9 protein-coding genes are annotated in these 12205 nt (G+C 43.5%); 8 read left to right on the top strand and 1 reads right to left on the bottom strand.

Going from position 1 to position 12205, the window contains the following annotated elements; genetic code table 11:
- The first annotated feature begins 11 nt into the window (after positions 1 to 11).
- Complete coding sequence (locus G358_RS0109465) at positions 12 to 992, top strand: DMT family transporter (protein ID WP_019636972.1); 981 nt, start codon at positions 12 to 14, stop codon at positions 990 to 992.
- A 421-nt stretch (positions 993 to 1413) separates the two neighbouring features.
- On the top strand, positions 1414 to 4866 hold the full coding sequence (locus G358_RS29755) for a 5'-nucleotidase C-terminal domain-containing protein (protein ID WP_019636970.1): 3453 nt from the start codon (positions 1414 to 1416) through the stop codon (positions 4864 to 4866).
- Positions 4867 to 5094: 228 nt separating this feature from the next.
- Here the strand turns inward: G358_RS29755 and G358_RS0109450 are convergent, their stop codons facing one another.
- Positions 5095 to 5766 (bottom strand): phosphatase PAP2 family protein, encoded by a 672-nt coding sequence (locus tag G358_RS0109450; protein WP_019636969.1) that lies wholly within the window; start codon positions 5764 to 5766, stop codon positions 5095 to 5097.
- A 674-nt stretch (positions 5767 to 6440) separates the two neighbouring features.
- Here G358_RS0109450 and G358_RS0109445 point away from each other — a divergent pair.
- The 6 genes from G358_RS0109445 to G358_RS0109420 all read left to right on the top strand — a co-directional run.
- Positions 6441 to 7937 (top strand): contractile injection system protein, VgrG/Pvc8 family, encoded by a 1497-nt coding sequence (locus tag G358_RS0109445; protein ID WP_019636968.1) that lies wholly within the window; start codon positions 6441 to 6443, stop codon positions 7935 to 7937.
- A gap of 14 nt (positions 7938 to 7951) precedes the next feature.
- Entirely contained in the window at positions 7952 to 9049 is a 1098-nt protein-coding gene (locus tag G358_RS0109440) for a pentapeptide repeat-containing protein (protein ID WP_019636967.1), read from the top strand.
- Positions 9050 to 9061: 12 nt separating this feature from the next.
- Positions 9062 to 9586 carry an imm11 family protein gene (locus G358_RS0109435; protein ID WP_157274315.1) on the top strand — a complete coding sequence of 175 codons (525 nt, stop codon included), beginning with the start codon at positions 9062 to 9064 and terminating at the stop codon, positions 9584 to 9586.
- The gene (locus tag G358_RS0109430) at positions 9586 to 10203 is read left to right on the top strand and encodes a hypothetical protein (RefSeq protein ID WP_019636965.1); all 618 of its coding nucleotides are present in this window, start codon (positions 9586 to 9588) and stop codon (positions 10201 to 10203) included. The genes G358_RS0109435 and G358_RS0109430 overlap by 1 nt, the downstream gene beginning before the upstream one ends.
- Positions 10204 to 10245: 42 nt before the next feature.
- Positions 10246 to 10647 (top strand): DUF4280 domain-containing protein, encoded by a 402-nt coding sequence (locus G358_RS0109425; protein WP_019636964.1) that lies wholly within the window; start codon positions 10246 to 10248, stop codon positions 10645 to 10647.
- Positions 10648 to 10663: 16 nt separating this feature from the next.
- A partial coding sequence (locus G358_RS0109420; protein WP_019636963.1) for a type VI secretion system Vgr family protein occupies positions 10664 to 12205 on the top strand: 1542 nt, incomplete at its 3' end.

Genomic DNA, 12205 nt, shown 5'->3' with positions numbered 1-12205 from the left:
GAGAAAGCATCATGGAAAATGTAAGTCTAGGAGTCAAAGTTAATTCTTCGCTGCCGCTGAAAGCCGCCCGCTCCAAGAGCGGATTCTGGCTCGTCGTTCTCGGAGCCGCCTTATGGGGCGCCGATCCATTATTTCGCATCATTCTGCTGAAGTCGCTCACTTCAGCGCAAATCGTGCTGCTGGAGCATATCATTATCGCGCTAATAGCTGTTCCGGTAATGTGGAGGAATCGCCAGGAGCTTCGCGGACTAGGCTGGAAGCAAGCCGGTGCCCTTCTCTTTATTTCTTGGGGAGGTTCAGCGATCGCTACTATCCTGTTCACGATGGGACTCGTTAACGGCAATCCCAATGCCGTCCTGCTGCTGCAAAAGCTCCAGCCGTTGTTTGCGATTATTTTAGCGAGATTGCTGCTCAAAGAGCGTTTGCCAAGACATTTTTCCTGGCTCATTATGCTAGCTCTTGCAGGCACATACTTGCTGACTTTTGGCTTTACGCTGCCGATCGGGCATTGGAGTGAAATTGTGCAGATCGGAAGCCTGCTGTCGCTCGGCGCGGCTGCCTTGTGGGGCGGTTCTACCGTAATGGGGCGTCTGATGGTGGGGCAGATGAAGTATGAGACGGTAACTTCACTTCGTTTCTTATTGGCACTGCCTTTGTTGTTTGCGATCACGTGGAATGAAGGCGCCGCCTGGAATATACCTGCGGAGTCTGGCGCATTTGCCGCAGTTTCGCTGAATTTGCTAGGTCAGGCACTGCTGCCAGGTTTGCTCAGTTTGCTCGTTTACTATAAAGGGCTGACAACTACGAAGGCCTCCGTAGCCACTCTAGCTGAATTGAGCTTTCCGATGGTCGGGGTGCTCATTAACTGGATTGCTTTTCAGGAAGTAGTCACGGTGGCCCAGTTGTTTGGATTTATGCTGATATGGATTACCCTGTTTACGATTTCCCGTCAGTCTCAATCCTCATCAGAGGAGATCGCTGCGTCAGCTTGAGGGAGATAAACTGAATATAACTATATAAGATGAACTGAAAAATGAGATGCAGGCAAGGCAGGAAAATGATTCTGAAGAAACTGAAAGCTTTCTGAAAGAAAGCTGCTTCGAGAGCATAAGCTTGTGGTCGCCTTTGTGAGTGGATTTCTACCTCTTATGAATCTATATCATCCAAGAAATCTGGGAGCAACAGCGATCGTAGGAACATTTTACGTACTTGCCCCACATCCATTTTATTGTTCAACTTATATAGCAACAAGGATAACCTCCTGTATCGATTAATGGGGTTATCCTTGTTTGCATTTACTGCCTAAATTTGAGTTCGATATTGAAGTAATTTACATAAACCGGAAAAAGTGATGCCTTAGCGATAACATTTATTCTATATGATTGGGGCGATAATAATGTAGGGAGGTAGATTATGTTAGGAAAAAAGGGTTACAAGTCGCTTGCACTGCTTCTAATCGTACCGCTTATGACGGCTTGCTTATTTAGCGGAACAGCGCTTATGGCTGAGCAGCCGGAGTATACTGGGGCTCAGAAGGCAAGCGTATCCACTGACGTCTCTTCCTTTGGCATTGCGGAGCAGCTGCTTCCAAAAGCAACTGCAGGCACAGCATATTCAGTTACGATCGATGTGTATGGGGGACAACTGCCTTATACCTTTGCTGCACTTGAACTGCCTGAAGGACTGTACATAGAACCGGCAAGCGGAACGATATCGGGAATTCCCGGGGAAGCATCTGCTGGCGTCGTGCCGATAACGATACAGGTCACGGACAGCAGTTCACCAGCTCTTGTTGCGGAGGCCGTACTGGAGCTGGAAGTGCAGCCGCCTTCCCCGCATGCAGAAGAAACGTCTGGAAACTGGAAGCTGACCGTGATGCATACGAATGATACGCATGCACATCTGGCCGATGTGGCCAAGCGGACAACGCTTGTCCGGCAAATACGTGAGGAGGCTGCGGGCAACAGCCTGCTTTTGGACGCTGGGGATGTATTCTCAGGAGATCTTTATTTTACAAAATGGCAGGGGATGGCTGATCTCGCATTTATGAATTTAATGAAATATGATGCCATGACTTTCGGCAATCATGAGTTTGATAAAGGAACGGCTGTATTGGCTGATTTTGTGCGCCAAGCGCACTTTCCGCTCGTTAGCTCCAACATTGATTTCAGTCAGGATCAGCATATGAGTCCGCTGCTCAAGCTGCCGAAGACGATTGATGCCAGCGCTCCGAAATCTACCCTCGATGCTGGCGTATACCCCTATATTGTACTAGATGTAAACGGTCGGCGCGTTGGGGTGATGGGTTTAACAACGGAGGATACGAAGGAGACGTCTAGCCCGGGAAAGGATGTCGTCTTCCGTCAGGCGGCGGAGGCTGCAACTGAGGCGGTCAATGCTATGGAAGCGGAAGGACTGGACATTATTATTGCTTTATCTCATCTGGGGTACGCCAGGGATAAGGAATTGGCCCGACAAGTTGAAGGAATTGATCTAATCGTCGGCGGGCATACCCATACGAAGCTAGATGAGCCGGAAATCGTGAAGAATGGCACAAACAGTGCGCCTACGGTAATCGTCCAGTCTAATGAATGGGGGAAGTATTTGGGACGGGTGGATTTGTATTTTGACAATCAAGGTGTGGTGCTGACAGGAGAAGGTCTGACAAGCGGCCAACTGATTGCAGTAGACAGCATGATTGCGGAGGACAGCATGGCCCAAGCGATGCTTGCACCATTCAACGAGGAACTGGATGTGCTCAAGAAGCAGGTAATCGGCGTTGCTAAGGTCGTGCTGGACGGCGAGCGCGGTCACGCTCGTTCCCGGGAAACGAATTTGGGCAACCTGATAGCCGATGGCATGCTCTCTAAGGCAAAGCAGTTAAAAGATGCGGACATTGCGCTCATGAACGGCGGAGGTATTCGTGCTTCGATCGATGAAGGCGATATTACGATGGGCGAGCTGCGTACGGTAATGCCTTTCGGAAACACGCTATTTGTCCTAGATGTGACTGGAAAACAGTTGAGGGAGGGGCTAGAGAATGGAATCAGTGGGGCGAAGCTTGCGGATTTACCGGGGAAATTTCCGCAGGTAGCCGGTATGAAGTTTAAATGGGATCCGGATGGGCCTGCCAACAGCAAGGTTTATGATATTCAGATAAAAAAGGAAGACGTGTATGTCCCATTAAGTGAAACGGCGACGTATCGTTTGGCAACTAACAGTTTTGTAGCGAATGGCGGCGATGGATATGCGTCATTTGCCGAGGCTATCGCTAACGGAGCATACAACGAGGATTTGGGCTATCCGGATTATGAAATTTTCATGGAATATGTGGATCTGCTTGGCGGAAAAGTATCCCCTATCGTAGAGGGACGCATTATTGAGCTGGCGAAGCCGAACGGTAACGGTGGAGGGGACAGTGGTACGGGCGGTGGCGGCAATACGCCGGATTCTTCTTCGGGGTCATCTTCGGGATCAACCCCTGCGGGGCCGCAAACATCACCCGGTAACCCCGCTGCTAAGCCGGAAAATACTCCTCAGGCAAATCCGGAAGCTGGAGCTCAAGCATATGAACTGAGCGGAAAACAGCTGCAGATCGTAAAGGAACTGCAAGCTGACGGTACAGAACTGACCCGCATAACTGCGAGTGCGAAGCACATTCAGACTGCACTTGCCGCAGCTAAGCGCAGTGTCCGGCGTGAGCTCGTGGTCCGGGCGAATGAGCTGAACGGTGCTGTTAAAGTGTCCTTGCCTGCAGAGGTGCTTGCTCTGGCTTCGGGCAAAGACGACAAAATCATCCTTGTTATTCAGACTGCCCGCGCCAGCTATGGTCTTCCGCTGCACGTACTCGGCCTCGGGCCTTCGGGACAAGGGAATAGCATGAGCGATCCGATCGATTTCAGCCGGGCTATGGTTAATATCTCCCTAATTCCGCTAACGGGCAAGGCGCTTGAAAAAATGGAATACGAGGCGCAAGCACTTGGAGCCGCATTAGTGGCTAATACGGCGATGGATTTCAATGTCAGCATTTCGGTGGATGAAGAGGAACGTGGCTTGCATCAATTCGGCTTGACGTATGTCAGCCGGATGATTTATCTCCCTAAACCGGTTAATAGCCGTGTATTAACGGCGGTTCATTTCAATGAAGCTAACGGGGAATTGTCTTTCGTTCCCGCTGTGCTTGTAAATTCCGATAGAGGGCCTGCTTTGGAAATGAAGCGTCCGGGCAACAGCATTTATGCTGTACTGGAGTATACTAAAAATTATGCGGATGTTAAGGGACATTGGGCTGAGCCGTATATTGGGCCGCTGGCCTCCAAATTTATCGTCAAGGGCGTCGACGAGGAGAATTATGGACCCGGGGCAGCGATGACGAAGGCGGAATTTACAAAAGCGCTCGTCCGAAGCTTAGGAATGGCTCCAGTACACAGCGACAGCAAGTTTACAGATATTGGTCCAAATACGTCCTTTGCGGGAGAGATTGGAGCTGCTGCCAAGTATGGCCTTGTCAGCGGAGACGAGATGGGCCGCTTCCTGCCGAATGCCGAACTGACCCGTGCGGAAATGGCAGTGATGACAGCACATGCCGTTCGCTTCGTCACAAGGAATGAAGCTGGAACAGCTGCTGGAATGACCGCTGGAATAACAGCGATGGAAACGCCTTTGTCTACAGCATCGTCTCTAGCTGTGTTTAAGGACAAAGAGGCGATCCCGGCGTGGGCGGAATCAAGCGTGGCGCTGCTGGCCAACCGCGGAATTTTGAAAGGGGATGACGATGGAAAGTTTAACTCATCGAGTACAGTAACGCGTGCCCAAGCTGCTGTTATTTTACTGAAAATGCTGCAGCAGCTGAAGTTTATCGATTAGACGGACGGTAAATACAGTTCCAGTTAAAATCCCCGACAAAGCCCCCGGCAAAGATCCATGACAAAGAGCCCTTGGTTGCAAGGGCTCTTTGCTGTCCGACTGACAACGATGAGGTGAATGAGTACCTGAAAGGGTACCTATGTATAAATTTATTTTAAAAGGATAGCACATTGAACTTCGAAGGAACCGTACTTGAATAGACGAGCTGCAATGTGGTTAGATATTCTGCTATCCATTCGACGACATTTCCCGAGCACGTTCCCGCAGACGGGAACTGGAGGCGGAATGGCTGATATCGGCGGAAAAAATCCATTTGCGGACAATAAAGTATAACAGTTCTACTAAAACGATCGCCCCTACGATATCGAGAAGGACATGCTGCTTCACGAATACGGTAGAGAACGTAATGATCCACGAGGAAATCATAATCGTCCACTTGGATAGGTTTGACCAATTGCATTCGGATAATCCTTTAAGCATCAAGTAACTGGTTAGCACATGAATGCTGGGAAAGCAGTTGTAAGGGCCGTCCGTCATGTATATAAGGTTAACGAGCCAGTATGTCGGCCCGGTCTCTGTAATGATCGGGCGTTCTACCGTCGTTTGATAGAAATAAAACGTAATATAGCTGGCGATTAAGCCCAGGCACAGCGTAAGCAGCGTACGATAGTACGTTGCTTTATTTTTCAGAAAATAAGCAAAGAGCATGGCTATAATAAAAGGATACCAAAGCACATAGGGAATAATAAAAGCCGATATGAACGGAATGTGATGATCCCACGAGATCATCAGACTTCGTACGGTTGTATTTCCATGATTCAGCACGCCATAAAAAACATTAAGTATCGGAATGGCCAAAATCCATAGTAAAGGCTTATAGTCGGTAAACTTTCTTTTCAAGTGGTTCTACTCCCTTTTCATCATCAATTTCTGTAATATGCTACTCCATATGTATATCAGATGTGCGGGAATTTTGCCACCTAAAAAGTGTAAGAAATTTAAAAAACTGCTGGTGCGGTAATCTGCACGGCTGCATTTGAAGAGTCCAGAGCTGAAGTGATTTCATCAGTTTTTACTCATTGGTAATCTCTCCTCCATTTGAAAAAAATGCTGCTTCAGCAAAGTGAAACAGCCATTTTTAAATCAGCTGGTAACAATAATTATTAGCTAATGTTAACTCCACATACGGACTTTAATATACAAAAGATCAAGAAGGCACGCAGCTGGAGTTAAAGGATTACTATGACTTAGGCCATTTTTATCATTAACATAATGGTATCATTAGTTCATTTTGTTAGTTGTGATTTTCTTAATAAAATGACATTTTATCTCATTATATTTTTGGCGTAATATGAATCGTTTTAAGACTTCGTGGAGACTGTTACGCCGCGGAAAACCATTTCGGCCCCACGAAATACAGCACTTCGACGAGTCTCAGTTATCATTGTCTACACCTGTTGGTTCTAAAGAACTAAAAAGGTGTAATTTATTATTTATGGGTAAATTTCCCTCCTTGTTAAGCCGAAATAATGTAATACGGATTATGTTTAGAAAGGTAGTTGGGGGGAAGAAGGATGGATAATGTAGTTACATATAATCATATTGAAGTAATGCCTTATAACCTTATTCGATTACAAGATATTAAAATCGTAAAAAAAGTTAACGATCATGCACGATTAAGTTTTGCGGGAATTATAGAGGAAGATAGGAAGGATCATTATATCAAAGCTTCTGATGATGAAACACAAGTTAAGGTTTTTATTACTGATGATGCCGGTAATAGACAGCCTATATTCCGTGGTATTGCATTAGATGTTGAAGTAAAAATAGTGAATGGTGTTCATTACATCTTGGTAGAGGCTGTATCTCATACGTATCAACTCGATGTAAAACGTCGCAGCAGATCATTTCAAAATCCAAAATTAACTTATAAAGAACTTATTCAGTCCATCGTATCGCAATATGACAAGGCAGATACTATGGATATGGTAACCAGCGGAAAAGAGATCGGGACGTTTATTATGCAATATGACGAGACGGATTGGCAATTCCTCAAACGGTTGGCATCCCATTTCTACTCTCCTTTAATACCAGCCATTGGATATGGCGTCCCTAAATTTTATTTTGGCATGCCGATGGGGTTAAGCAAGGGGGAAATTCCAGCAAATAATTATAAGGTTACAAAGCGGGTTGCCGATTATCAGACCGCTTCAGATAACAGAATCCCTGGCATACAAGAATATGATTTTATCCAATATGAGGTGGAGTCAATTAAGGTACTAGAGCCTGGATATGAAGTTGACTTTAAAGGGAAAACCTTGCTTGTGGCTGAAGCGGTCACGGAAATGATAAACGGCGTATTAAGGAATTATTATAAGTTATCCCCACGAAGCGGCTTACGACCAATTAAAATGTATAATCATTCAATCATTGGTGCGTCTATTCATGGCAGAGTACTCAGTGTTTATAGAGATAAGGTTCGCGTTCAGCTTCAAATGGATGACCAGCAGGATCCTAACTCCGACTTCTGGTTCCCTTATTCAACGATTTACGCTTCGGAAGATAATACGGGCTGGTATTGTATGCCAGAGAAGAATGATAGTGTTCGAATTTACTTTCCAAGCTGCAAAGAGGAAGAAGGGTATGCGATGAGTTCGGTTAAGAGACAAGCCGCTCCATCTGGGGCAAGTAAATCGACAACACAATCATCCATAAGCAGTTCTTCAGCAACCGTTCCTTCAGCAACTAAAGAATCATCCAATTCTGAAGAAGATGTCATGTTCGATCCTGCGACGAAAACACTTTATACGAAATACGGAAAAAAAATCAAATTGGCGCCTGATCATATTGAGATTTCTTCACAGGATATGTCGATCATACTCCATGATCAGAGTGGTATCCATATTGTAAGCAGTAAAAATATTAATATTAATGCAGCAGATCAAATTTCGTTAACGTCAAATAAAGATATTAATCTCACTGCAGATAAAATTGAACTGTCTGGAAAGGGGAATAGCATAACATTGGATGATAAGACGATTTTCTCTGGGACGGAAATTAAAATGAATTGATTGGAGGATTCGTTTTGGATAAGCAAGAAGCCTTGTCTCATTTTTATAAGGAGTACTTCATCCCTGGATTGGCAGAATCTATCGAAGATGTGGAAACGAAATTTAACCAATATCGAACTGAACTTGCTCTGCATGTGGAAAATTCATTTCGGGAAATTTGTTTGCTTGTTAATACTATGCAATCTAAACAGGAGAAAGATCCGATTGCATATATCCATTACTCTTTAATGAGAACCTCCGTTTTGGAAGAAAGCTATCTGTATAGGGTAGAAGCATATTCGAATAAGTGGTATTTGGATGAGCAGGCATGCATGAGTGTATATGATGCCTCATGGGCATATCAATCTATTTCTATGATGAAAGAGAAATTGGTAGTAGAGCAAAGAAAGTACATGGGTCTTCTAAATCCTGCTGATATTGAGAATATGATTCAGAGTGCTTTGAAGTATTTTCACCAATTTATTGTTTCACTGATTAAATCTGTAGTGTCCCAACTTGTTCAATTGCAGGAATATCAGTCTATTCAAAAATCTGATCGGTTGTATATTAGGTCGGGTGAATATAAGGATATCAGCGAAACATTATACATCGATGATATTAGAACACACGATGAATCTAAATTTAAATTAGCATTAATTGATGAACAGGACATCCTTATTTATGAGAATTTTAGGGGAAACAAACTTTTAAGTATAGATGTAATAGCCAAAGACTTGCGTTACAGTGATTTTAGTTATAGCGATTTTAAGCGAAGTAAATTTGTGGATTGTGTGCTTATTGGCACTTGTTGGAGAGAGTCAGATTTAAGAGAAGCGGACTTTGACGGCTCTTGGCTAACGGACGCAGATTTTTCGGGAAGTGACCTGAGAGGAGCTTACTTTGGAACGGCAAGCGGTCAAGCAATTCGGGATGGTGCTGCCCGTTCACCAGGATTACTAGGTATCAATTTTAGCGAGGCTAATTTAAATGCTGCAAATTTAGCTCATGTGCGCTGTTTTGAAAATGTGCAATTTAAAGGTGCGTCCATGCAGGGAACAGCTATTTCCTTGCAGCAAAAAGGGAAGATGAATTTAAGTGATTCACAAATCAACTCCATCGATTGGATTGAATGAGCAAGGAGGATCATGGTGCAAAATTATTATCTCATACAGGATGATACTCGGGTAGCACATAAAATTTATCCAACTCATTTTACTAACCTGAAGCTGCCATTTGAGAAAATGCCTCCTGTTCAGATTTGTGAAGTGAATGCTGTTCCATCGTCTGAATACGTGGATTGGATGCTCCAGCCTGCCATGCTGGTATCTGATCGCCTAAAAAGAATATTGGAAAAATATAATCTGTACGCCCGATTTAAAAGTTTGTATCTAATTGATAAAACAAATGACCAGCAATCTTTATATTGGTTTTCGAAGATTCCGCGAATAGAAAGTCTTTCTGAATTGACAGAGTTTAATCCTCATGACCAATCCCTGAAAAAATTAGTTTTAGATAGAGCGAAAGTAAAAGGAAATCACATTTTTAAAATTAAAGGGATCAGAGAATCTTATTGCATTATTAGCGAAGACGTTGCTGAGAGTCTTCTTCGACGAGGAATAAATGGATTTGTATTGATAAAAATAGCTCTGAACGAGCTAGAGGTGTGCTGATGGCTGAATGGTGGGATGAGTTTTTCTTAGACCAACGTAATAATCAACTAATTCATAGAGAGATTGCAGAGGCAGCGGATGAAGAGTGGATGCTGTTCTCTGAAGAAGAATGTCTAGAGGGAATTTCGAAAGGAATCCTCCAACTAAAAGATGACAGGAATATGTTGTTTAAGCCAAGCCAAGTTTTTAATAATCAAATGACAATTTATATGCCGAATAGCTTTTTCGAGGAAATTAATTTAAGGGAAGGTAATGCTAAAAAGGGGAATCGACGGTTGTTTCAAGATAATGAGGCTGGAGTCACTTTTGGTTTGGATTGGATGGATCATGAAATGAATAGTGAGCAGGTGGAAGACTTTCTGCGAATGATATCGTTACAGGCAGCCCAATTGCGACCGGAGATGAAGATTGTTAATGAGGTAGCGATTGAGAGTAATGAGCAAATCTTAGCTTGTTATGAAGGTTTATTCTTAGTTGAGCCTACTCCCTACTATCAGGTTGTTTTTCTTACATCGTGGCATGGAAAAGCTCTATTGGGCAGTTATCAGTATAAACTGGAAGATGCCCCTTTATGGTATCCGTTAAGCTATGCTCTGCTGAGATCAATACGCTGGTAAAGTAAATGAATACTAGATTAGTTAAAGGGAGGGAGAATCTCTATGTTAATTCCAATGCTTCTTCGCTCGTTAGTGCTTAATTTAGCAGAGGGTGATTATTCTTATGTCGTAAGAGGTGCCGTTCTAAAATGCAGCCAAGGCAATCAACCCGGAGTTTTAAATTTGCCAACCTGTCATGGTGTTTATATTAAGGACCATCCCCTTTTAAACGTTGCCGATACAGTTTGTGGGGCAAATATTAGTGAAATTGGTGCATTTGGAATGTGTAAGTTAACGTGGGATATTTGCAAGCCGGAAATTGCTCCCGGATTGAAGTGGACAGATGGTAAAGAAGATGTCCTTATTGATGGTGAACCCGCTCTGCTTAGCAAGTCAAAGTTAGTTTGTTCATGTAAAGATCCCGGTGGAATAATAACCATTGAAGATGACGGCCAGGACTTGTAAAAGAAGGTGAGAATATATGACGGAAAAGTTGGCGGAGGTCATAGCCTTTCATAATATTAAGGTGATTTGGCCCTATGGGAATCTGCGTCTGCAGCATGTGGAAATGACACAGGAATTTGGAGAGCACGCAAAATTGCTAATCACAGGCTACATGAATGAGGAATACGAGGAGAAAATCATTAGCAGTAGTCAAAGTGGAGATTTCATTGAGTTATGGCGTGTACAAGATGACGGTCAGGAAATACCTTTATTCATGGGTCAATTATATCGTGTGGATGTTCAAAAGATACATAATAATTTATTTGCCACAATACATAGTATATCTCATAGCTTTAAACTGGATACTCAACTAAAAAGCCGTTCATTCCAACAGGTTAATTATAGTTATAATGATATTGTAAAGGGAATTCTTAATGAATATTCAAACTCAGACATGCTTGATGAAGCCTTCGGAAAACAGTTGACCGGGAAATTCATTATGCAATATCAAGAGAGTGATTGGACTTTTATTAAGCGATTAGCCTCCCATGTCGGAGCGATCGTAGTGCCTAACATTACTGCACATCGGATTCAATTTTGGATTGGAATTCCACAAGGAAGACGCCAGTTATCTTTAAAGAACGTTCCTCTTCAAATGCGTAGGAATATTGCTAATTATATGGATAGGGCGATTCATGGGGCAATAATGACTTCACCTGATGATTTCACGAGATATTCATTTGAATGGGATGAGGTTCTTGGGCTTGGTGACGAAGTTTACTGCGATGATAAAATTTATGTCATTATTTCTCGCAAGGGTTCGATGGTATCAGGAGTCATGAAATGGTCTTATGAATGCGCGCTGCCTGATGGTATGAGAGTAAATAAAATATATAATCCTACCATAATAGGAGCTGCGATCGAAGGCAGGATCCTTGAGATTAATCGAAATCAGGTTCGTATTCACTTAGATATGGATGAACAGCAGAATCCGGATGAAGCCCGCTGGCTTCCCTATTCCGCAGAGGGGAACCAAGTATGGTACCTTATGCCTGAGAAAGGGACGCAGATTAAACTATATTTTCCAAGTGCCGATGAAGATGACGCCATGGTGATTCAATCGGTACGAAAGCAGCCGAAGAGGCCCCCTTCTACGTCTTTTTCGGATGAATCAAAGGGAGAACGATATGATAGGAAAATGTCTGATCCAGGCGTAAAATCTATCTCTAATCCTCAATGCAAAGAATTAGTACTGGGCGACTCCGAGTTAAATATAAATGCGGATGAAGGTATGTTATATATATCCATGAACTCTGCAAACGGAGTTGCTTTAAATAGTACACAAACTATACAAATTCAGGCAAGGGGCGGGCTAAATCTTAAGGCTAGTCATATTTCTATCCATGGAGAAGAAGGCCTAGAAATCAGGAATCGTTATGCCAAACTTCGTTTAGATGAAGAAATTGACTGTTACAGCACTGAAATTGAATTATCCGGTACTATTCATAATAGCTACCCGAAACTGTTATCGCCGTTCGAACAAAAGATGGCTGAGAAGGGGACTGGCGGAGCGATTGTA

It is taken from the genome of Paenibacillus fonticola DSM 21315 (assembly GCF_000381905.1).
Lineage (GTDB): Bacteria > Bacillota > Bacilli > Paenibacillales > Paenibacillaceae > Fontibacillus > Fontibacillus fonticola.
The sequence above is the reverse complement of the archived record's forward strand: the minus strand, read 5'-3'. Positions and strand labels throughout refer to the sequence as shown.